General features: G+C 44.3%; 17 protein-coding genes and 2 pseudogenes. 12 read left to right on the forward strand and 7 right to left on the reverse strand.

Features of this window, described 5'->3' with window-relative positions; genetic code table 11:
- Positions 1–2: 2 nt before the first annotated feature.
- Genes AC58QC_RS07630 through AC58QC_RS07640 form a run of 3 tightly spaced genes read left to right on the forward strand, consistent with a single transcriptional unit; the run spans position 3 to position 3,689 of the window.
- Entirely contained in the window at positions 3–992 is a 990-nt protein-coding gene (locus tag AC58QC_RS07630; RefSeq protein WP_497414581.1) for an aminoglycoside phosphotransferase family protein, read from the forward strand.
- Complete coding sequence (locus AC58QC_RS07635; RefSeq protein ID WP_497414582.1) at positions 989–2,920, forward strand: polysaccharide deacetylase family protein; 1,932 nt, start codon at positions 989–991, stop codon at positions 2,918–2,920. The genes AC58QC_RS07630 and AC58QC_RS07635 overlap by 4 nt, the downstream gene beginning before the upstream one ends.
- A complete protein-coding gene (locus AC58QC_RS07640; protein ID WP_497414698.1) occupies positions 2,910–3,689 on the forward strand; it encodes a HipA family kinase in 780 nt (259 codons plus the stop codon). Before AC58QC_RS07635 ends, AC58QC_RS07640 begins: the two co-directional genes overlap by 11 nt.
- A 185-nt stretch (positions 3,690–3,874) precedes the next feature.
- Here AC58QC_RS07640 and AC58QC_RS07645 read toward each other — a convergent pair whose 3' ends face one another.
- Complete coding sequence (locus AC58QC_RS07645) at positions 3,875–4,513, reverse strand: hypothetical protein (protein ID WP_497414583.1); 639 nt, start codon at positions 4,511–4,513, stop codon at positions 3,875–3,877.
- Positions 4,514–4,929: 416 nt separating this feature from the next.
- Here AC58QC_RS07645 and AC58QC_RS07650 point away from each other — a divergent pair, with 416 nt between their 5' ends.
- The 5 genes from AC58QC_RS07650 to AC58QC_RS07670 all read left to right on the forward strand — a co-directional run bounded on the left by AC58QC_RS07650 (position 4,930) and on the right by AC58QC_RS07670 (position 10,192).
- On the forward strand, positions 4,930–8,139 hold the full coding sequence (locus AC58QC_RS07650) for a polysaccharide lyase family 7 protein (protein WP_497414584.1): 3,210 nt from the start codon (positions 4,930–4,932) through the stop codon (positions 8,137–8,139).
- Between the two features lie 202 nt (positions 8,140–8,341).
- The gene (locus AC58QC_RS07655) at positions 8,342–8,845 is read left to right on the forward strand and encodes a hypothetical protein (RefSeq protein WP_497414585.1); all 504 of its coding nucleotides are present in this window, start codon (positions 8,342–8,344) and stop codon (positions 8,843–8,845) included.
- Positions 8,846–9,087: 242 nt separating this feature from the next.
- Entirely contained in the window at positions 9,088–9,318 is a 231-nt protein-coding gene (locus AC58QC_RS07660; RefSeq protein WP_497414586.1) for a hypothetical protein, read from the forward strand.
- A 130-nt stretch (positions 9,319–9,448) separates the two neighbouring features.
- A complete protein-coding gene (locus tag AC58QC_RS07665; protein ID WP_497414587.1) occupies positions 9,449–9,853 on the forward strand; it encodes a hypothetical protein in 405 nt (134 codons plus the stop codon).
- 30 nt (positions 9,854–9,883) lie between these two features.
- Positions 9,884–10,192: a hypothetical protein gene (locus AC58QC_RS07670; RefSeq protein WP_497414588.1), complete on the forward strand. Its 309-nt coding sequence runs from the start codon at positions 9,884–9,886 to the stop codon at positions 10,190–10,192.
- 107 nt (positions 10,193–10,299) lie between these two features.
- On the opposite strand, the gene AC58QC_RS07675 is transcribed toward AC58QC_RS07670, so the two are convergent.
- Positions 10,300–10,473 (reverse strand): hypothetical protein, encoded by a 174-nt coding sequence (locus AC58QC_RS07675; RefSeq protein ID WP_497414589.1) that lies wholly within the window; start codon positions 10,471–10,473, stop codon positions 10,300–10,302.
- A 405-nt stretch (positions 10,474–10,878) separates the two neighbouring features.
- Here AC58QC_RS07675 and AC58QC_RS07680 point away from each other — a divergent pair, with 405 nt between their 5' ends.
- Positions 10,879–11,232 (forward strand): alpha/beta fold hydrolase, encoded by a 354-nt coding sequence (locus tag AC58QC_RS07680; protein WP_497414590.1) that lies wholly within the window; start codon positions 10,879–10,881, stop codon positions 11,230–11,232.
- Between the two features lie 822 nt (positions 11,233–12,054).
- The gene (locus AC58QC_RS07685) at positions 12,055–13,719 is read left to right on the forward strand and encodes a CehA/McbA family metallohydrolase (protein ID WP_497414591.1); all 1,665 of its coding nucleotides are present in this window, start codon (positions 12,055–12,057) and stop codon (positions 13,717–13,719) included.
- A gap of 245 nt (positions 13,720–13,964) precedes the next feature.
- Here AC58QC_RS07685 and AC58QC_RS07690 read toward each other — a convergent pair whose 3' ends face one another.
- Complete coding sequence (locus AC58QC_RS07690; protein WP_497414592.1) at positions 13,965–14,558, reverse strand: hypothetical protein; 594 nt, start codon at positions 14,556–14,558, stop codon at positions 13,965–13,967.
- Positions 14,559–14,734: 176 nt separating this feature from the next.
- Between AC58QC_RS07690 and AC58QC_RS07695 the strand changes: the two genes are divergently transcribed.
- The gene (locus AC58QC_RS07695; protein WP_497414593.1) at positions 14,735–15,217 is read left to right on the forward strand and encodes an HAD hydrolase-like protein; all 483 of its coding nucleotides are present in this window, start codon (positions 14,735–14,737) and stop codon (positions 15,215–15,217) included.
- A 58-nt stretch (positions 15,218–15,275) separates the two neighbouring features.
- A complete protein-coding gene (locus tag AC58QC_RS07700; RefSeq protein ID WP_497414594.1) occupies positions 15,276–16,136 on the forward strand; it encodes a DMT family transporter in 861 nt (286 codons plus the stop codon).
- A gap of 175 nt (positions 16,137–16,311) precedes the next feature.
- Here AC58QC_RS07700 and AC58QC_RS07705 read toward each other — a convergent pair whose 3' ends face one another.
- The 4 genes and pseudogenes from AC58QC_RS07705 to AC58QC_RS07720 all read right to left on the reverse strand — a co-directional run.
- On the reverse strand, positions 16,312–17,994 hold the full coding sequence (locus tag AC58QC_RS07705; RefSeq protein WP_497414595.1) for an S-layer homology domain-containing protein: 1,683 nt from the start codon (positions 17,992–17,994) through the stop codon (positions 16,312–16,314).
- Positions 17,995–18,066: 72 nt separating this feature from the next.
- Positions 18,067–19,518: an Ig-like domain-containing protein gene (locus AC58QC_RS07710; RefSeq protein ID WP_497414699.1), complete on the reverse strand. Its 1,452-nt coding sequence runs from the start codon at positions 19,516–19,518 to the stop codon at positions 18,067–18,069.
- Positions 19,519–20,826, reverse strand: a pseudogene (locus AC58QC_RS07715) (right-handed parallel beta-helix repeat-containing protein); the annotation flags it as partial. It lies immediately after the preceding gene.
- Between the two features lie 177 nt (positions 20,827–21,003).
- A pseudogene (locus tag AC58QC_RS07720) lies at positions 21,004–22,830 on the reverse strand (fibronectin type III domain-containing protein); the annotation flags it as partial.
- Positions 22,831–22,840 lie beyond the last annotated feature (10 nt).

Here is a 22,840-nt window from a genome sequence, read left to right on the forward strand (position 1 = left end):
CCATGAACGATGAATATCCTATTCTCCCCATGGAGGAGATCATTGCCGCTTATGAGGCAAATTTTATAGACGAACCGAGGCATGTCCTATCGTTTTCCTTAGTAGCGTGTATACCCAAGATGAAAAAATGGATTTTGGAATACGCGGTAACTTATGAAAAACAGCATGGTGAGGAGATTCAGGAAGCCGTCATAGGTAAAATATTTTCGGACCCGGAAAAAGGAATGGCGGGCTACCGTTTAATGCGGCATCTTTGGGCAAACGGAATGAATGATGAAGTTGACTTTACGATCGTACGCCCTATTGCCTATCTTCAATCCTATAATCTGCTGCTTATGTCCAAAGCACCTGGGAAAGTCATAAGAGATTGGATGTACGAAACGGACCAAGCAGTTGATGCCGCCTATCATGTGGCTATCTGGTTAAAACGGTTGCATCAAGTCCCGCTTATGCAGATCAAGCAGCTCAGAAGAACGAGGGCGGATATCGATTTTACCCGTTTAATTACAGAATTGACCAAGGTCGTTCCGGAAAAGGAGGCAGCATTCCAATCGCTTGTCAATCAGTTGATTCTCCATCCGGTAACAGCCGAGAAAGAAAACTTAGCCATGCTGCACGGGGACTTCCATATCAAAAATGTGTTTTGGGACGGTCATAAGGTGACGGCAATAGATTTTGATCACCACTTTATCGGGGACACGGCTTGGGACGTAGCTTATCATGCTTGCCAAATTCAGTTGAGCGCATTTTATAAAAAAGGTGATTTCCGATACTTTCAGCCGGCCGTGAAAACGTTAATTGATACTTACCTTACCGGGATTCCGGAATCGGAACACCAATCCTTCCTAACGCGCTTATTTCAATGCCGTTCCCGTTCTTTATTTGAAAGTCTCCATTATGAATTATGCGTATGTAAGACCGGGGCCCTCGACATCGTTGATCCGTTCCTTCAAGAATGTCAGCTATCTTTGCAGGGGAGAGTTTTCGAGTGAGTCCCGCCCGAATTCCTATTGCCATTGTCCATCATGCGAACCAGTATTTGATAACCAATGGATATTTGAATCGTCCTGGCATCGGGGAAACGATTGGGCCGACGAACGGATCGTCCGGACTGCGTGCCATATTGGAACTTCACAGCAACTATGACATTCCATTTCACCTTCATATTAGCGGCACCTTAATCGAAGCGTGCGCTTGGTTTGATCCGCTTTTTCTGGAGGAAATCTCCGATTTGTGGAAGGCCGGATTGGTGGAATTGGTGGGTTCAACCTACTCGCAAAATATAATGACGCTGTTCAGCCGTGATTTTAACCGACTCCAATTGGAAGAAGAACTGCAGTTATATAAAGCGTGGCTAGGACCAAGCCCGTCCGAAGTGAAGGGGCTTTGGATTCCGGAACGGGTCTGGGACACCGGAAGGCTTGCTGAAACTGTAACGAATTCTGCTCTTTGTAACGGTGGATACCGGTATGTTTTGGCGGATGACCGTCTGTTTCTGCAAGGAGATGAACGCACAAGCTTCGACGAACAGCGCCGTTTCGATCCAAGCTTATACAAGCCATATTCAGTGAAAGGCTCCGGCGGTTTGCTTGCTCTTCCTATCTCTACGGAGATGAGACTAAATATACCGTTCAATTCCATGTTAAATGAAGAGAAGCTAGATCAATTAATGGCCCAATTGCGGCAAGAGGTTGACCGTGGGGAGGATGTTATCGCCATCTACGGTGATGATATGGAAAAGGCAGCGGGAATTCCTCCGATGTGGGATCCCAGATCTATCCAGCATTACGACCTGTTTTTGAACTGGCTGAAAAACAGGCAGGATGTCGAGCCGGTTCTGCTTGGAGCTTGGCTCAACAAGCGTACGGACTGGCCGTCCCGCTCCGTTGGCCCGGGCACCTACATGGAGCTGGCAGAGCTGTTCGGTGCCGGAGAGGATTACTCCGGTTGGGCAGGCTCGTCCGCATGGGCTCCATATCAGCAAATGCTTGAAAAAGCTTGGGAGAGCGTATTCACGTTTTCAAAGCAGCAGGCTTCACCATCCTTGATCCTCGATCTTGCGATCAAGCATTTGCTTGCCTCCGCTTACGAAACGGGCTGGCACGATCCGGGAGTATCCTGGAAGGACGCCTCCCCAGCTCCCTGGGCACGCGCGCTTGCGAGTCATGCCCGCGCTGCTTATGTGCTGCTAAAGGCTGCAGTATGGCAGCAAGATACGGACTGCGCGGGACTTCTGCAGCTGGAGGTACAGGATATCGACGAGGACGGACACGAAGAAGTGATTTTGCGCAACCAAGATTTAGCCGTGGTCATTAGTCCTGCATTCGGTGGGCGGATTCTATATGCTTTTTCATTCAAAGAGAAGGTGGGAAGAATGTTTATAGGCAATCCGACGGACGATTGGAACTTGCTTGAGGAACTGAACGGCTTTATGGATACGCCTATGAATCATCCGGGAGCACTCGCAGATTATGGATACGAGCATGATGTGTATGAAATTGAAAGCACTACTTCTGCAGAAGCCTCCCCGGCCGAGTTGGTACTTGTGAACAGGCAGGTTAACAGTCCGGCGTATGGTTTAAAGAAACGTTTTCTATTAAACAAAGAAGAAAGCCGGATCAGCATCCTTTATGAGCAAATTCCTCTTTCCATTTTGCCACTTTCGCTCGATATTGGGATGTCTACAGATTACCTTCGAATTATACGGGAGGGGCGTGCTTCGTTAGATTCCTGTACAGAAGGGGGGAGAAGGGGCATCCGCACCGGTAACTTGTTTACTTGGGTTTATCCAACAACTTCGGGTGTAAAATGGCATATTCCTCGTTCCCCCGTTTTCGGCCACGGTGTCTGTATCGGATTAACGCTGACACATTTCGAAGGATCATTTGACTTGGGAGTTGATTGTGGATATGGGTCTTAATTTAGTTCCTGTTCAACATATAAGCTGTATTCCGGAAGGATATTCGAAGCCCCAATTGATCAAGTTTAGCGATGGCATGAGCTATGTAGTTAAATTCAAAAATAACCCAACCGGAACAAGGGTGTTGGTTAACGAATATGTTGCGGCAAGCTTAGGGCAGCTTCTTTCTCTGCCTGTAGTCCCGTTTCAAGTCGTCTCTGTTTCCAATGACTTCATCAAGGACATACCTGAATTGGTTAAAAGTAAATTTAAATCCGGCAAACAGTTCGCTAGTCAGTATATTGAAGGTAGCACTTATCTTACCCCAGATTTTTTTAAAAAAAGCAGCTCACGGATCCACAATCAGGAAATACTTGCCGGGGTGATTCTGTTTGATCTCTGGCTCAGCAATACGGATCGTAAAGAAAAAAATACCCTTCTAAAGCCGATAGGTGCCAGCGAACACTACTTCTACATGATCGATCATGGACGGTGCTTTGCCGATTCCAATTGGACCACAAAATCGCTGAAAAACACGAAGATGAATTTGAATTTGAAGGTTCACCAGTGGTGCTACTCCCTTTTAAAAAATAGGGGAGAGTTGGATGATTATTTGGTGCGGATCCTGTCTTTGTCTGATGAAGCCATCAAGCATGTTGTGTTCTCGATTCCTCAGGATTGGGATGTGTCTGGTGCGGAAAGAGAAGCTTTGTTATCGCATCTGATAAACGCAAGAAATAAATTACCGGACCTCCTAGTGAAATTCAAAAAATTATGCGGTTCTTCTTAATTCTCTTATTCTAGTTTCATTATCATCCATGAGAACCTGTCTTAAGAGTTACCTTTCCGCATATCACTGAAAAATTACTCGTTTTATGCTGCTTACGTCGCTTAAAACGAGTATTTTACATACATAATACCTACCTTCTAACTGAGATCATCGGATTGAGATGTAGGGAGGCAAGGAGGACAACGTTATTCGTTGCCGTATGAAGCTGGTTTTTTTTCTTTAATCATACTCATGACTTGTTCAAAATCTGGTTGACTCACCCAAAGCTCGTACCACTTTGGACTGATGTCACGCGCATATTTGATAAAATCCGGAGCGTATTGTCCCATATCCGAAATCAGCTTTTGCGCGAAATAAACAGGAGTCGGCTTAATCACGTGGACGACATCGATAATTTTCATGCTCTCATCCGGCATCATAAAAATATGCCGCGCAGAGTGATCAAAACGATTATATCCGACCTCCTCAAACGTATCTAGCAGCTTAAAAATTTTCGCGGCCAATGATCGGGTCAAAGCATTATGCTGCAAATAATCATACAAGCTTGGAACAGTTAAATAGTCCATCACAATAAATTTACTGCCCCAAAAATGCACTTTTGGACAAATACCCGCTTGTCCTCCCAGCCTTAAGCCATGCAGCTCTTGCTGACAGCTTTCTTCGCGGTAGTACACTTTAACACAACGATGCTCATCGATTTGAAAAACGGCTCCTTGCTTTCCTTTGCCAATTAAACGGAAGCCGGATGGATTGTCGATGCTAACGACCGTCTCGCTTTTTCGTACTCGAATTTGATTCAATTTGTGCATCATATCATCTTCCATATATGTTCCCTCCTTTCTAACTTATGATATGAACTTAACGAAGTACTAGGAAAGGCGTTTAACTAATAGATTACGCCTTTTTTGGCTTCTTGATATCGACAGCGATTCTGCATTAACTTCTTGGACCAGAGGGGCCTCACGGGCAGTTTAGTTTAGTTGGACAAAGGGTAAATCATGTCATTTGGCCATTCCATCGGATACTAAATGATCGAAAACCCTACAATACAGATGGAATAATAATCAAATAAACGTAAATAAACACAACCTCACATAGAAATAGCCATACCCTTATATAACGAATGAAAGGATATAATTATCGTAAGTCCCGTAATCTAGGCGCTAAAGGGGGTCGTAACGCGGCACATATAAATGTAAACGCTTAACTTTTGTGAGAATTATATTTGTAGGAGGAAACTATGAGTATGTATGTTATTCCTAAAAGGATAACCCATTTATTATGTTTATCACTGCTCCTTTCATTTGTTACTTATTTTCAATCACTTGACGCATATGCCACCGGTCTAAGCTATTCATTACAAGAGAGCTTTGAATCCTATGGCTCAGCTGGTCAGCCCGGATATACTGCACCTATCGGCTCACCCGTCAACGAAACACAGCCTTGGAAAAACGATTTCGGCAGCGGGCTCTGGTCAATTGATGAGGAAATCATTCCAAGTACGACAACCAAGAATCATTTTATGAAACAAACCGCTCTAACCCCAACCGTGAGCACAAATGATTACTGGGGACAATCTCTACCTGAAATCACAAATAGTAATATAACCATCTCAGGAAAGGTCAAAGTACTTGGTAGTAACGGTACTTATGCTGGTCTCGCTGCAAGATATGCTCCAGATGGCAATAGTCAGAATTATTACAGGTTTATGGTGAAGAAGAATTCCGCTAGCTATCAATTTTATATCGAGAAGGCATTCGGCAGCACGGGCAATTCCAAATCAGCAATCCCCCTAAATAGTAATTCTCCAAATACAAGCGGTGTCACCATTCCGAATACAACATTGGCTCAAGCCATTGACAACTTAGGTTACTTGCCGTTGAAGATGAACATTATTAATAATCTCGATTCAAGCGTAACGCTGGAATGTTATTACGGAACTACACTCGTTCTGTCCGCTACGGATCCTGCCGGCTCGGCTCCTTATGTCTCAGGACAAGCTGGCGTATACAGTAATGCAGGCGCTACTGCGTTTGATGATTTTCAGGTTACTCCCTATTATCATCCTGTAATTACTCCTCTGGTCATCAACGATGACAAAGACAGTGCAGCTGATTTGAAATGGACAGTTGCTGTAGACAACAGCTATGATATACGACGCCAAGGGCCCGGCGAGTCAAGCTATACAGTTATTGCCACAAATGTTGCGCAAAATGCATCACCAGGACCGTTCACCTATACGGTGACCGGCTTATCGAATAGCTCCACCTACAGCTTTATCGTTACGGCACGTAATGTTCCAGGCCAAACGTCTGATTCAGCACCCATTGCCGTGTCGCCTCATCCAATTATAACTATACCTACTGCGCCCACTTCAGTAACCACATCACAGACAAACAATTCCGTACTTGTAAAATGGCCCAGTGTGAACGGTGCCCAAACTTACAATGTTTATCGCAGTACTTCATCAAACGGACCCTTCACATCCCCAATTGCAACACAGCTCGGTCTTGGAGATACAAGTCATACCCTTGCTTTTACCGATAACGGTCTGGTTCAAGGAACTTATTATTATGCAGTAACAGGGGTCAATGCGATCGGAGAAGGTCCCCTTTCACCTATTACATCTATTCAAGTGAATCCTCCCGCACCGCCAGAATTGACAGCCATAGGTGGAACTGGTGAGGTGTTCTTGACTTGGACGGATGTAAATGACGCCTCGAGCTATAATATTCTGCGCAGCACGAACAGCGGCAGCGGATATACGTTTCTAGGTACAAGTCCAACAACAACGTACACCGACACCACCGTTGCTAACGGTACAATCTACTATTACGTTGCACAATCAGCTAACGCTGTTGGCTCAAGTCCGAATTCCGCCGAAGTCAGTGCATCTACACAAGTGCCTCCTAGTACTAGGTTTGATCTTTCTCACTGGAAACTGACCCTTCCGGATTCAACCGCTTCGGAAATCTCAGTAGCCCAGCTTGCAAATGGCTATACCAGCCCTTACTTTTACACAGATCCAAGTGATGGCTCGATGACATTCTGGGCTCCCGTAAACGGCGGCACAACGAGCGGCTCAAGCTTCCCGCGCTCCGAATTAAGAGAAATGTTAGTTCCTAATGACAATACGACTAACTGGATGTGGTCAGGCATTCATACGATGACGGCTACGGAAAAAGTAACTGAGGTTCCATCTACGGGGAAAGTGATTGCCCTACAGATTCATGGTGTTTCCCCAACGGGCGGAAATGCGAATCCACTCGTAAAAATGCAATACGACAGCAATAAGCATGCCGTTGACTTCCTTGCGAAGAATGCTTCCGTAGGCGGCAGCGATACCCACTTTGTTTTTGGCGGGATTAATGTAGGCGATACCTACAATGCCCAAATTCAAGTCATAGATGGGGTTCTTTACATGACGGTCAATGGGGTTACTCAGTCTTATGACTTTATTGCGGCTGATCCAGGCTGGAAGGATCTTCAATTTTACTTCAAAGCAGGTGCATATACACAGGATAACGTAGGTCCTAGCACCGAAGGCGGTGTCGTCAAAATTTATAGTCTCAATGTTACTCACCAAGCCCAATCCATCAGCACTCCAACCAGTTTGACTGGAACTGAAGGAATTTCTGGAGTGACCTTGAACTGGAATCCTGTAAACAGAGCCTCAAGCTATAACATTCTGCGCAGCACGACAAGCGGCAGTGGCTATGTACCAATCGGTACTTCAACTGCAACAAGCTTCACAGATTCTACTACTTCTGATGGCATAACTTATTACTATGTGGTGACTGCCGAAAATGTTGGTGGAGTAAGCGGCACTTCCAATGAAGTGTCAGTAACCATTGATCGCACAGCACCTACGACAACTGATAACGCTCCACTAGATTGGGTTAACCATGACGTAGTTGTGAACCTCACTTCATTAGATACTGTCTCCGGTGTAGCCGCAACCTATTATAAGTTGGATGGATCAGATTCACTTATTGGAAACTCGATTGCCATTTCATCAGAAGGTATCCATACATTGAACTACTGGAGTGTAGATTTCGCAGGTAATGTAGAGCATACAAAATCCTTGACGATTAAGCTGGATAAGACAGCGCCGACTCCACAACTCACTTTAGATACGACTTCTCTGTGGCCTGCCAATCATAAGCTTGTCACTGTTACAGCAACCTTAAATGCGATCGATAGCTTAAGCTCTATTGATCATATTGTTTTAAACTCCATTACATGTAACGATCCCAGCTTGGAGGCTACCGATATTCAAGATGCAGAATATGGTACTTTGGATCTTACTTTTAAACTGCGGGCAGACAAAGCAAATAAAGATATAGAACGTATCTACACCATAACTTACACGGCCACGGATATAGCCGGAAACAACAAGTCCATTTCGGCTACGGTCACAGTACCACACGATCATTCTGGTAACAAGTAGCAATTAATCCAATAAAAATAAAAAGATCTCCATGATTAGGAGATCTTTTTATTTTGTGGTGAGTTCATCGCAGTAAGGCTTCTGGCTTTCCACTCACTATAAAAGGCTTCACACATCTTTAAGAGAGCATAGTCCAAACATGACGAAACAACATAAGATGACAAGAAGTACTACTTCATTTAAAAGGATGTGTGAGCCGGGAATGAAAACTTTTCAGCAGGGTAAAAAAAAGAACGGACGCGTGAATGTCGGACAAAAAGCCATTCCTGCATCATCGCCCTCTATCTCCGCACAAGTTAAAGGTATTTTAGGAACACCTGTTTGTGTTGTGCTCAAGAACGGTTCTTTGTATTACGGAGTTCTTAACGAAATACAGGGTGACCAAGTCATACTTCAAGGTTTCAAGGGGAATCGAAAGCTCCTCCGAAATAAAGCAAAAGGCAAAGCTCATATATCCAATTTAGGAGGTTTGGGAGGTTTACTTGGTGGAGGCGGATTTGGAAGCATGCTTGGCCTTCTTAGCGGTGGGAGTTCTGGGGGATTTTTTGGAGGAGGCTCTAACGGATTACTGGGTGGTTTAGGAAAAGGTTCTGCTTCAGGCACTGCTGGTGCCGGTGGCTTCTTTGGAAACATGGGCAGCTTTTTTAAGCTGGGGATGGGAGTAATTTCTTTTATCATGCCATTGATGAAGAACTTTTCGATTTGAGAGAGTAGCAGCTAACCTGATTTTGGGTTTGCTGCTTTTGTATTATTGAGCAATTAACAACGTGGAAGTTACTGGTAGAAATCTAATGCGCGCTTAGATTATTTTTGGTGTTGTAGATGAGTACATATTGTATAATAATTAGCGTAATGATGTGAAAATACCATTTGAAAATTTTCAAGGTTGGTAGAGTTGAAACGTAAGATATCTTGGAATTCTGAACTGAACAAATAAAGGGGATAAAAATGAACCAAGAGGATGTCAAGCAACGTATTAAAGATTACCAGCAGGCAGATGGAGTGCACCCTCTTATTTGCGGACTCAATAGTAAACACGAGAAATTATACCCTAAGGTTCTTGAACAAGGGTTGGTTCTTCTTTGCCCTAATTGCAATTACACTCAGACGTACATCCCCGATCTCTTCTTCGATGGTGGTTTTTATGAGTGGTTGCGGGGTATGAAGAGATTGATTTAGGGAGAAGACGATATAAGCTGTACGACGACACAAACATTAGTGCTTTCAAATCCCCGTTAATCGGGGATTTTATATTTCAAAGCACTCTACTTCTTTTGTTTATTGAAGTCATTCTATTCTCGGGGGTAAGATGCGAATTCATATAATTATCATTCTTTTCCTTATGGTAATAGTAGGGTGTACTAGTTCAAACAAGGCTTTGACACTTGAGCAAGTATTAGAAGTTTTTCAAAATGAGGGTTTACAACTCACTGAAGCAGATGAAAATGCAGAGAACATATTCCAGCAAGGAATAAACGGGGTAACCCCAAGCTTTTACCAATTGACTGACGGCGTAATTCATTTTTATATATTCAAGTCAGAGAAAGAACGGATAAAAGGTCGTGAAGATTTTTACAATAGACCTGTTGATTTTGTAAAACACAAAGCGTTCGTTATAGATAATGTGTTCATACTATATGTCTATGGGAAGAATCAAAGCAATGAAATGGATGAAAAAATTAAGGTTGCTATCGCAAACCTGAAAAAAAACTAATTATCTAATTAAATTTATATGGGGGAGTGGTTGAAGACGGAGATTTTAAAGGACAGAGCCTATGTATATTTATTTTATTGTGTTCTTTTAGATATTCGGAGCGCTTCATATACTCATCGTATTAAATGGTGGAATCCTGCATCTTGGGTCCAGGCTAAAATTAATATGTCTGAAATAAACAATATTGCGGATGTGTTCCATAACTTACCTGATTTTCTTGCTAACCGACCAGATGAATTTGATGAAAAATGGTTTTGGAATTACTTAAAAGAGCGACTTCCAGAGAAATATGAGTTTTATTACCAAGTATTCAATGAAAAGATAAACGAAAAGATCTGATTGCTTAGAGCTGACGATCAAGTTTCCATATGCTTTTCCAATCGACGGAGAACAGTCGTACATTTCTGAACAAACACCATGTCCGCTTAAAGAAAGTGAACTGGAATTTATTCGTCAGAACCGTTACGGACGATTGTAATGAGTACTGAGGTTCGGTTTTCCTCCTCCATCTGCTGAATAATCTCGAGCAAATAAATGGCAGCACTATAGTTTGCCCGATCAATGTATTCGCGGATGAGTTCAATAACGTCTTGCTTGGATGCTAAATAGTATAGTTGCAAATGACCACTTCCCTTAACGAGTACTTGCAAAATAATTTATGCAAAGCATTCATTCCGGGTATGGGCATCAGCTGACTAAATTTTTTATTAGCTGAATAATTAGTTACTCAAGTGGTGCAGGGAGTATGAATTCCCCAAGAATCCACAGCCCAAAGAACTAAGGGAGGTAAAAATGACGTAATCAATTCTAGGGATTGCTTTTTATTTTTGTGCCATTTTGCTTCTGGTTTATTATTTTGTAGGGGTTAGTTTTATTAAGGCTATACGATGGCAGTGCTTATAACCATGGTACATATCTTAATCCTTCTCATAGACAGGTTATACAAGAGAAAAGAGAGACGTAAGGGAACCATTTGAAAATAACTACCCAGGAATTGAATCAATCTACTAAGGAGGAAGAACAAAATGACATCCTTTGTTTTGGTTCATGGCGCATGGGGAGGTGGCTGGAACTGGCGTTTTGTTGCCAAATCTCTTCGTGCGGCAGGCTATGAGGTGCACACACCAACCCTAACTGGAATGGGTGATCGAGCCCATCTCGCGCATCCGCATGTGAATTTGGATACGCATGTACAGGATATTGTCAATTTCTTATACTACGAAAACCTTAAAAACGTCATTTTGGTTGGGCACAGTTACGGTGGAATGCCAATCACGGGAGCGGCAGATATAGCATCAGATCGACTTGATCACCTTGATGCCGCTATGCCACGTGACGGGCAATCATTTTTCGATGTCTACCCCGATAGTAGAGGTTAGTGGGAACCAAAAGCCATTAATGGAAACGGTTGGTCCATTACACTGGATCCCGCTGATTTCCCTCATGTAGTTGATGCCATTCCGGATAAATCAATACGTGAATGGTTTATTGAACGCATGGAGGGGCAGCTCCACCCCCTTGCCACAATGTCTCAACCCGTTCGATTTCGCGATAATACTTCGGTTCCTCGGACTTTCATCTTCTGCACACAGATGACAGATGCTAGCACGGATGAAGTCAAATTAAAGCTTGATCCAGAAGTGGAATATGTAGAAATACAGACGAATCATTTTGCCCCCTTCTGCGCCCCTGATCTGGTGGTAGATTCACTTTTGAAGATTGCAAAAATGATTTCTAAGATATAGGAGTGTTAGGTTGAAGACTTGATTGAACTAAACCGAGGGACGCAGAATGTTAGTTTAAACATAGTAGGATGCAGATCGCAGCAGTGGCAGCAGTTCCCTTTACGGTGAAAGTTAATTTGAATGAAGTTCAAATAAAATCATATTAAAAACTAATTTATTTATAGAGGGATCTTCTACAAAATTGTCTATAATTTTAGAGACAAAGGAGGGATCTGATTATAAACAGTTATTTTTGTGTTCAGTGTAATGTGTTACATTTAAGATCTCTTTCTCCAAATAATACAATCTTCACATCTGGTTTTCATTGGCTCGATTCAACTTTGTATCAAGTCGGTGTATGTAATAAACAATTTATAATACCGATAGAAGACAAGACTTTAAATAACTCACATCTGGCTGCAAAATGATATAAATACGAGCATAAAATAAGTCATTCTTTCAGGAGGAGATCATCATATGGTCATGAAAAAGTATTTGCAAGCAGCCAGTAGCATTATGCAAAGCGAAAATGGCTTGCCACGTTATTCGCCGCCAGCTCTGTCAGAAGCTCTGCAGTTTTTGGAAGAGGAACTAACAAACAGAGGATTCGTTTTTCAACCAGAGACTACTTCGCAAGCTCAAGGGACGCTCAAGTTGACCGCAACTGATACAAATGGTAACGGAATGATCGCCCAAGTAAAGCTGTTTCCGATGCTCGCTGTCGAAACGATGGAAACCATCACTCGGGCAAACAATAGAATCGATTTTATCCGTGAATATACGTTGCCGGGTGGGACAGTTGCTTTGCCCCTTCCTTTAAATAACGGAAATAACGGTCGCTATATGCTCGAAGTTTCCAAAGGCCCTGCTTACAAGATTGTGAAGCAAGAAATTATCATTAACGCTAATGAGGAGTTAGCTTGTCAAATTTGCCTCCCACAAATGGCGGATTGGAGTGAAGCAGGCTGGTATGCTGGGGATTTGCATCATCACAGCATCTACTCAAGTCCTCTTCACGGCGGTACGGATGACGTCATTGAGTCGCCGCAACAAGTAGCATTTTCAATGGCAGCCGCAGGGCTTGATTATGGCGCGTTAAGCGATCATCACAATATTAAAAATCATCAAGATTGGCTCGCTACGGCTACCGACACGTTTTTACCAATTGTGTCAAAAGAGATATCTACGACCAATGGACATGTACTGTCATTAGGTGTTCATACAGACGTTATTTACAAAATACCGAAACAGCAAGACCGTACTGAACAATATTTGCGCCAAGAACATATTCGGACTTCGGAGGAGATCAGAGCTTGCGGGGGTCTTCCTCAGATCAACCATCCATGTGATAGGAATCCTGCGATTTCATTAGATCCGAAGTTTGCGGATATGATAGAAATATTTGATACGATTGAAGTATGGAATGGATCCAACCCGATGTTACCAGGAACGCCTAACTATGACGCCTTTAAGTTCTGGTTGTCGTTACTTGAAGAAGGGCGATTTGTTGCAGCTACTAGTGGAAGTGATACCCACAATATATGGGCAGATGACTTCCACGGAAGACTTGAAAAATTTCCGTGGATGATCGCACATGGCAGTGAAATAGTTGACTCTCTTCCAGTTGAGCGACAGGATGTCCTTCGCTATCTCATAGAAGTGCTCCAAGAAACAACGCCTATTATGGAGGAGTGGGCAAAAAATCGCTTAGGAAGCGGCTGCGTGCAAACGTATATCCATACAGAGCAGGCGTTGACGGTAGAATCGGTTTTGGATGCGCTGCGCAAAGGACATAGCTTTTTGACTAGCGGACCGTTGCTTCGGGTATCTTTGGAGGGCAAAGGCCCTGGGGAAACGCTCGTGACGGACAAGACATCTGTTAGCGCCGATATTACGCTTTTGTCCAACGTTCCACTGGACAGACTTTGCTTGTACGCGAATGGCGAGCAAAGAACATACATTCCGCTTACGAATCGACTTGTGGGCACAGAAAGCGAGGCTCAAGGCACGGAGCCTGTCTATGATTATAGTTTGCAGCTTCCGGACATTGCTGTGGATAAAGTTAAATGGATAGTGGTAGCTGTAGAAAAGGGCAGGGAATTCAGAGCGATTAGCAACCCTGTATTTATTGAGGCTATATGAAGAGAAATTCGAAGATATCATTTGATAAAGAGACAATTGCCGATAAAATCTTATTATTAGTATGGATGATATCAATCTTCCGAGAAATGAGCTTTCGCTAACGCAAAACGATAGTTAAACACATTTGAAGGGCTGCCGAGTGGCAGCCCTTCTCTCTGCTAACGGGCAGGATTCCGATAAACAAGAGAGTTGTACAATTGAAAAAAGAACCGCGAAGTAGCACGGTTCTTAAGCCAACTTATTAATCAGGAGGACGATGTCGTACTTGCTGCCTTTAACGATTTCAGTTGTTTCACGCAGAGTGTAAGCATAGCTATTGGGACGAGGAAAAAATAGATAAGCGTAAGGGGCAATATTCCTGCCACATAACCAAGAGGTAGCGTGATGCCGCTAAGGATGAACAATACAGCCATCCAGCGTGACACTTTGCCAAAAATCATCGACAGTCCGTACATGGCAAACCCGAGACCGTTCAAAATTACAGCCGAGTATGCCCCATCCCGAAGTGGCTGTGGTGTGTTAGCTCGCTCAATAATCCCAGGTTGGAATTGTTCCAAAACCGGTCCGGCGAAAGTGTGTGCAAAACCAAAACCAGTTGACCAGACGATGCCAAGCAAGGCAACCATAAAGCTAATCATGCCGAAGGTGCCCAACTTCTTTGATTGGTACAAATAAATAGCGAGAAGACCAAAAATTGATATCGCATTCACCGCAAGAGCCGTAACATCCAGAATACGGGACTTTTCAACGAAACCTCCTGCAAGGTAGAGTAAAATAGTTAGAATCGAGGAGATTACACCAATAATCGCGAATGTTTTAACTAATTGATTTTCATGCACTACGCGCCACCTCCAACCAAACTATGTATTTGATTAGAATGTATTCGGTAACAAATGAGGAAATGCAAAGACGCACTACATTTTTTAAAAAATGAAATCAAAGAATTTCCAAGTAAGGGAATGTAAATAGAAATAGAAATGACTAACGCATTTGCTCAAGAACAGGGGGAAATAAAATGTTTAAACACGTAATTTGGGATTTTGATGGTACTCTTTTTGATACATATCCAGTGATGGGCAGAATTTTTAAAGAAGTGCTTGAAGAAGAAGGCATTACAGAATCATTAGATGAAATAGTGAAGCATATGAAAGTATCTATGTCTCATGCTTTAAAGCACTACGAAAAAAAATATCAAATAGATCATATATTTATAGAAAAATATCAAAAACAAAGAAATGATAAGGAAACAAATTTATCCAGACCATTTGAAGGAATTGAGGAAATTTGTAAATACATTCATACATCTAATAGAAAAAATTATTTATACACTCATAGAGGAGAATCAGCAATCCAATTATTGAAAATGTACGGTTTATATGATTATTTTTCTGATTTTATAACATCACAACAAGGTTTTGAAAGAAAACCAAGTCCTGAAGCTATTACATATCTTATTGATAAACATAGTATCATCCAAACGGAAGCGATTGCCCCGTAGCTAGTTCCAATCAAAAATGAAATTGACGAAACCATATGTTATATAGCGGGGGGTTATGATGAATCGTTTTTATTTCGTAATATTGCTTACTATTACAACGGCTTTAATGGGTTCATCTTTTGTTGTTGGAAAAATCGGTGTTTCTTACATCTCGCCTCTTCTGTTAGCAGGACTTCGGTTCCTGACGGCAGGAGTTTTAATGGCATTTTTTGTTAGAAAATATACTCATCCTAATCGTCTAATGGATTGGACAAAGATTCTTTTAATAGGATTATTCCAAACTGTTGGAGTGATGGGATGCATTTTCATTAGTCTTCGAACCATTACTGCTGGTGAATCATCTATCTTAACCTTTATGAATCCTCTATTCGTTGTTATCCTAAGTACAATATTTTTAAAAATAAGATACAAATCTATACAATGGATAGGTGTAATCGTAGGTTGTATAGGAATGATAATCTTAGGTCTTTTACATTACAGTAGTGGAACAGTTATTGGCCTAATTGGTGGCCTGTGCTGGGCTGTTGCAACCTTACTTATTAAAAAGTTCAATTCATATTGCAGCGTATGGGTGCTAACTGCGTATCAAATGTTATTTGGTGGGATATTATTAACTGGGGCAAGCTTTTTATTTGAAAACATAAAACTAACATTGAATATAGTTTCAGTTACTTCCTTAGTATATCTGGCGTTATTTGGTTCGATTGCTCAGTTTGCTTTGTGGTTTTATTTGCTTTCTAAAGGGGACTCAACAAAAACGAGTGCATTTTTATTTCTAGCTCCTTTTTTTGGTGTATTTTTTGGTAATCTTTTTTTAAACGAACCATTGCACAAAGAAACAGTTCTAGGTGCAGTATTAGTCTGCACTGGTATTTTTCTAGTTAACTGGTCGCCTTCTAAAAATGTAAAAACAGATTAACCATTTATTATTTCAAGCCTAGGCTAAGAAGAGAATCTCAATAGGTACGATTGAAGTCATTACGCTGACGGATAACGATAGTAAAATAAACAGAAACGCCACCCCGAGAAGGTGGCGTTTCTTTGTCATTCTTGAATGACAGCGAACCCTTTTACCCTTGAATGTTCACAACTACTTAGTTAATGAATTGCAAGGTTTGCAGCATGCGCTTGAGCATCGTTGCTGCTTGCGCCCTCGTCGCATTGTCTTGAGCGGCAAAAGTGGTTGCTGTCGTGCCTTGTACAATACCCGCTGTGAGCGACTGTTCAACGGCATCTTTGGCCCACGCTGAGATGGAAGCGCGATCTGTAAACATATACAGGGTGCTGCCGCCAGGTTGAATTTCTTTTCCGCCGAACTTCAGTGATCGAACGATCATCGTGACCATTTGTTCGCGTGTGATATTGGCGTTCGGTTTAAATGTATCGTCTTCAAAGCCGGTAACGAGCCCCGCTTTTTGCGCAGCACCTACAGCCCCGGCATACCAGTCTTGATCTGTTACATCTGTATAAGCATTGTCCTTGACTTCTTGCAGACCGAGCGAACGCACGAGGAGTGCGGCGAATTCCGCCCTTGTAATTTGGCGATCCGGGGCAAATTGGTTATTGCTCCAGCCATTGACAATCAGCTTGTTCGCGAGCATTTCCACATCCGCTTTAGCCCAGTGTCCGCTTAAATCGGCAAAGGAGAGATTGGATTTGATGACCGTATATACACTGTTGTGTGGGGAGTGGATCAATACTTCCGCAGAGCCGCTGCGGTTGGTGAACACGGAAGGGATAAAGTGCATGTGCTGCTCCGTATCCATCCACACAGCTGTTGATTTCGTAGGATCAACGACAGAATTGAGCGAAAGTGTCCGATCCACGTAGATTCCATTGAAGTCGGTCACTTCAGTGCCATTGGCAGCAAGATAGAACGTATAGGGCGTCGCAATCTGCTGCGAGCCTGCTTGTTGCGCAGTCGTATTCACATCTTTGCTTGCTTGATCGGTCGCTTTGCTGATGGTGATGGTGATCACGGCATCCGTAGGCATGTTTTTCAGCAGACTCAAAGGCAGACGATAGGATGCGCCATCAACAACAATTTTGAAAATGGAGCTAGAATGATTGTTAATCGCATCTTGCAGCTCAGCGAGGGTGAACTGTAGGCTCATGACCGGATCGCCAGTCTTCATTTCAAGTGTCACGATATGAGCGTTGGTTGCAAATGCCTGACTAAGCTTGTTGGAATCTAGGGTGACTTGGGTAACTTTTTGACCGTTTGCTGCTGTTTCATGAGTTACAACCGAATCTGTGGACACGTTCAATTGTACCTCACCCGTATGGATGAGTAGGGAAGAGCTTGTCTGGTCTGACCATGCTGTAAGCGTATGATTACTGCCGTGACCAACCATATTTACGGATGTTAATGTGACAGTAGCAGTTCCCGGCTGCTTGGCTTTAAACGTCAATGTACTGAGTGGCAAATTGCCGCTGTCTCCATCGACACGTCCAATTTTTGTATTCGCAAAAGAAATCTGGTTGCCTGAAAGGACCGGCGTTATTGAAAAGCCAGGAACAAGGCTTTCAGCGTTCTCGAATTGCAGTTTATCTGTATCGTAAGTTAATTTGATTTCGTAAGCATAAACATCGACGAGGTTTTGTCCATTAATGGTAACGGTTACCTCTCCGTCAACGTTGGTTTGGGAGGCGTTTGGATTTACGTTAAATGTTGGTGGCGTATCTGCGAAGGAAACTCCGGAATTCAACACACTGAGTATAAAAGTTAACAAAATGAAGCCCATCCATCTTTTTTTCGATCCGTTACTTTGATTCATCCGATACGCTCCTTCATTCATTAAGCATGGAGAGAAAGGTACTGGACCTTTCTCTCATGCTTTTAATTGATGTTATTCAATAACCAAGTTAGCTATTGTTGCCAGATCCTCAATATCAATCTGTCCGTTATGGTTGGTGTCTGCAAATTTCACAGAATCCCAGTCAGGACTTGCTGTCGTCTTGCCATAATTAGCTGCTACGATACCAAGATCGCCGATGTTGACGATATCATCTCCGTTGAGATCACCTGGGATCACGTTCGCAATGACGGATGCAATGAAGGCTTGGATCGCTTGATTCAATGTGATCGCAGCGTTGTCTACTTGATCTTGCGTAGATTGGCTGTTCGCTGCTACGCCTTGGGCCACGGTGATTGCTGCTAATAGAGCCGCTTTAGCGCCCGCTGGATATTGACCGATCAATGTGCCTTCAACAGCCGCATTGTACTGGGCTTGAGCGCTATTGATTAGACCTTGAAGTGCTGTTTTGTCAACATGCTGGACCTGGATCGCTTCATTGGCCAACGTGAATGGTATCGTGTAACCTAACGCATCGGAAGTGGTGATAGCCGTCAGACTCAAATTGGCTGTTGCCGATTGCGCAAGCGACTGCGATGTCCAATTTAGTTTGAATACATCGCCGCTTACGTTAATGACACCGCTCGCTCCTTTACTCGCGCCAATAATGCGAATTTGCCCTGGAACATCTGTTTTGGTAACCAGAATCGCAAAATTGGTGCGAAGTGATTCAGCAGAAACAAAGTTAAGTGCATTGGAGCTGAACGTTAACGTCGTGTCGATTGCGAAGACATTGGATGTTACATTGCCTAAGCCGATATTCGTGCTGAACGCAGTTCCTGTAAGAACCGTGTTCGGCCCCGTCAGTGTAGCGAATGGCACAAGGTCCGAGCTTTGGCCGCTGATGGTAATCGATTTACTGCCTTGCGTGTGTGTGCTATCGACGGAAGTCGCGATAACCTTCACAACGCCATCCTTTTGAGCTGTAAGCAAACCGCTTGCGTTAATGGTTGCTTTATCGGTCACTGTAACGCCGTCGGCTTCGAAAACGGACCATGTGACAGCTTTCGTCGTAGCATCTGCGGGTAGGACACTAGCCTGCATTTGCAGTGTACCGTTTAAGAGCGAAATCGTAGTGGAGCCATTCGCTCCGCTGACCGTAATTGAAGTAACTGGTACGTTTGGCGGCGTCACGACTGGCGCTTGCGGCGTAGCGCTTGCTTGCGCTGAGTTCGCGCTTGCCCCGCCTGCATTCACCGCTTGCACCACATAGTAGTGGGCGGTGCCGTTGGCAGCCGTGCTGTCGGTGTAAGTAACGGTAGGGCTCGTTGTTGTACCGACTTGCGTATAGCCACTGCCGCTCGTTATGCTGCGCAGGACGTTATAGCTCGCTGCACCGCTGACTGCCGTCCAGCTCAAGGTTACTTGCGCGTTGCCGGCTGCAGCCGTCAGGCCAGTCGGCGAAGACGGTACTGCGGGAGGAGGCGTGGCGGAGAAGCTGAGCACCCCAATATCTGTCCCGCTTGGTGTTCCGGCACCTTTTAACGGGCTCGTTGCAACAAGCTTCAAAAAGTTACCGATATTCGGCGATCCATCCGCATTGCGGGTTATCGCCGGTGTCAGACTCATGAAGTCTGCTGCGCTGACTGTTAAGTTTTTGGCGCTTAAGCTTTTTCCGTTTTTCCACCAAACATTGCTTTTATCGACATCTGTTCCACCTGTCACATTATCGCTGGATACACCAGGACTGAAGGAGAGGTTGTTTTTGAAAATATGCGTGCCTACATTAAAAGCATAATTCATTTCCCCGTTGCTCCAGGACGTATTGTTCGTCATCGTAATGGAACCGGGATTGCTGTTGTAAGTGAAGCCGTGCTTTTTGTTTTGGAAGGAGATGTTATTCTCAACAATGTGATTAACAGAGATATCGTCTCCGCCGAGTTTAAAGCCGTTTCCATCGCTATTCGATGTTGTATTTCCTTCCGAAGTTTGGCCGTTGTGGTAAGCAATACTGTTACGAATCGTTACCGGATATGTGGCGCCAGTTTCTTTTTTGGTAAATAAATCCCAGCCGTCATCAGTGTTATAAGCCGAGATACATCCGTCAAATAAGTTCCCTGGTCCAATGGTTAACTTGGCGGCGAAACCATCCGCGTCTTCGCCATTATCAGGGTCGAAGTTATCGTGTGAATACACATGAATGATTTCATTATATTTCGGCCATTCTTCTTTCAGGGCGGTAGAAGAGTAACGACTGATTTGCAGCCCGCTATCCTTGTTATGGTGAGTTTCCACATTCTCGATCCGGTTGTAATCTCCACCGATGAAAATTCCATTATCCCCGGCACCTTTGACTTCAATTCCGGACACATACCAATAATGTCCAAACATTTGCAAGCCGCGCTGTGTCGAGTCGAAAGCTTCTGCTGAAAAGTCAAGTACAGGCTTCTCCGAGTTGTAGGCGACAATATTTTTTCTCGCTCCAACATTACCGTTGTTGCCTCGCGCAATGGTTACAGGAGCGGAGTAGATGTACGTGCCGCCACGCATATAAATGGTGTAGCCAGGGCTCACTTTAACGAGAGCCGCACTTAGCGACATCGGGCTGTCTATAGTTCCTGTATTGCTATCCAAGCCATTCGGCGCTACATAAATATTACTTGGTAGGGCGATGGGAGCTGTAGGAGTTGCGTTAACTTGCGCTGAGTTTGCGCTCTCGCCTCCAGCGTTGCTTGCTGATACGACGTAATAGTAGGCAGTGCCATTGGTCAAGCTTGTATCGATGCAGCTGCTTGTGCCGCTGCTAGTCGTAATCGAGCATGCGAAAGCTGTATATGGTCCACCGTTTGTCGTACTGCTCTTGACCGTATAGCTTGCGGCACCATTCACTGTCACCCAACTTAATGTTATCTGCGAATTACCCGATACGGCGGTCAAGCCAGTAGGTGCGATTGGCGCTGGAATCTGCGGCGTAGCGTTAGCTTCATTGGAATTCACGCTCGTGCCGCCAGCGTTAACGGCTTGCACCACGTAGAAGTAGGAAGTACCGTTGACTACGTTGCTGTCGGTGTACGCAGCAGATGTGCTCGTGCCCTCGACCGTGTAACCACTGCCGCTCGTTGTGCTGCGCAGGATGTTGTAGCTATCTGCACCACTGACTGGCGCTGTCCAGTTCAAGCTCACTTGTCCATTTCCTGCTGCTGCGTTCAAGTCAGTAGGTGCGGTTGGCGCTGGAACCTGAGGCGTAGCGTTGGCTTCATTGGAATTCGCGCTCGCGCCGTCAGCGTTCACGGCTTGCACCACGTAGAAGTAGGAAGTACCGTTGACTACGTTGCTGTCGGTGTACGCAGTAGATGTGCTCGTGCCCTCGACCGTGTACCCACTACCGCTCGTTGTGCTGCGCAGGACCTTGTAGCTATCTGCACCGCTGACCGAAGACCAGCTCAGGCTGACTTGCCCGTTGCCCGCTGCTGCAGCCACATCGCTCGGTGCTGCAGGTGGAGTAGGGACATGGACAGGGGCTTGCGGTGCAGCGCTTGCTTCATTGGAATTTACGCTCGTGCCGCTCGCGGTTACGGCTTGTACAACGTAAAAATAAGTCGTGCCGTTGCCGCCCGTGCTGTCGGTATACGATGCTGTCGGACTCGTACCGACTACCGTGTAATCGCTGCCGCTTTTTGTGCTGCGCAGGACGTTATAGCTAGTCGCAGCCGTGACTGGAGCCGTCCAGTTCAAGCTCACTTGTCCAGTTCCTGGTGTGGCTGTCAGGCTCGAGGGTATGGTGCTTGAATCAAAAAGGGTTCCAGCGCTATTTGTAATTTTGACTTGATCAAATTCTACGGTTACCGCAGCGGACCCAAGTCCTACATACACTTGATTGCCAATCGTGGAACTGGCATCCGACTTCGATGAAATCGAAGTGTAGGTAGTTCCGTCTACGGAATAGCTGGCCGTGTAAGTATCTGAGGCCTTGGTTAATTTGAGATAGAAAGAGGCAGATCCCGTGGTATCTACTTTATTCGAACTGCCGGTTGATGCCCCAAGTCTGTAATATCCATAAAAGGTATTCGATGGTGATGTACCTTGAAGCATCAGGGTCGAAAATGACGACGTATTAAAGGATGCTCCTGTCAGCGGAGCGGTTCCATTCATAACCATCAATGCGGCTCTGTTATTCGATGAACTGTTATTGCTTAAATCATGTACTCTTGCCGTCATTGTGAAATCACCGGTTACGGGCATATAGGCAAATAGTTCATTGTTGCCGGTAGATTGATATTTGCCTCCGGTAGCCGATAAGGTGAACTTCCCATTACTGAATGCTGCGCTAGGCGTGGTTACGGGAACATTCACTTCGTTCATCACGACACTTGAGAATGATCCCGGCAAACCACTCGCTGCATATGGCGTTGTGATCGCCTGGTTCGAATTTCCGCTTGTACCTGTTCCGTCCACAGCTTGAACCGCGTAATAGTAAGTTGTGCCGTTCCATACCGTACTGTCGGTATAGGACGCTGATGTGCTTGTGTCGATTTGCGTGTAGGTGGAGGTACTGCCCGTTGTGTTCCGCATAATTTTATAGCTCGTTGCACCATTCGCTGTCCAAGTCAAGTTCACTTGTGCGCTGCCTACAGCCGTTGCCGTCAAAGCTGACGGGGCGCTAGGTGCGGCAAAGGAAATTCCTGAATTAAACATACTGAGTATGAAAGTTAACAAAATGAAGCAAATCAATCCTTTTTGCAGCCATTTACGCCGAATCATCCGACACGCTCCTTCATTCATTAAGCATGGAGAGAAAGGTAGGGACCTTTCTCTCATGCTTCCAATT

This window comes from Paenibacillus sp. J22P51 (assembly GCF_059692215.1).

Excerpts from the sequence above, each read along its gene's own strand:
- AC58QC_RS07630 (WP_497414581.1), top strand. The coding sequence starts at position 3 with ATGAACGATGAATATCCTATTCTCCCCATGGAGGAGATCATTGCCGCT.
- AC58QC_RS07685 (WP_497414591.1), top strand. The coding sequence starts at position 12,055 with ATGGTCATGAAAAAGTATTTGCAAGCAGCCAGTAGCATTATGCAAAGC.
- AC58QC_RS07680 (WP_497414590.1), top strand. The coding sequence starts at position 10,879 with ATGACATCCTTTGTTTTGGTTCATGGCGCATGGGGAGGTGGCTGGAAC.
- AC58QC_RS07660 (WP_497414586.1), top strand. The coding sequence starts at position 9,088 with ATGAACCAAGAGGATGTCAAGCAACGTATTAAAGATTACCAGCAGGCA.
- AC58QC_RS07640 (WP_497414698.1), top strand. The coding sequence starts at position 2,910 with ATGGGTCTTAATTTAGTTCCTGTTCAACATATAAGCTGTATTCCGGAA.
- AC58QC_RS07655 (WP_497414585.1), top strand. The coding sequence starts at position 8,342 with ATGAAAACTTTTCAGCAGGGTAAAAAAAAGAACGGACGCGTGAATGTC.
- AC58QC_RS07705 (WP_497414595.1), bottom strand. The coding sequence starts at position 17,994 with ATGAATCAAAGTAACGGATCGAAAAAAAGATGGATGGGCTTCATTTTG.
- AC58QC_RS07645 (WP_497414583.1), bottom strand. The coding sequence starts at position 4,513 with ATGGAAGATGATATGATGCACAAATTGAATCAAATTCGAGTACGAAAA.
- AC58QC_RS07695 (WP_497414593.1), top strand. The coding sequence starts at position 14,735 with ATGTTTAAACACGTAATTTGGGATTTTGATGGTACTCTTTTTGATACA.
- AC58QC_RS07665 (WP_497414587.1), top strand. The coding sequence starts at position 9,449 with ATGCGAATTCATATAATTATCATTCTTTTCCTTATGGTAATAGTAGGG.
- AC58QC_RS07650 (WP_497414584.1), top strand. The coding sequence starts at position 4,930 with ATGAGTATGTATGTTATTCCTAAAAGGATAACCCATTTATTATGTTTA.
- AC58QC_RS07700 (WP_497414594.1), top strand. The coding sequence starts at position 15,276 with ATGAATCGTTTTTATTTCGTAATATTGCTTACTATTACAACGGCTTTA.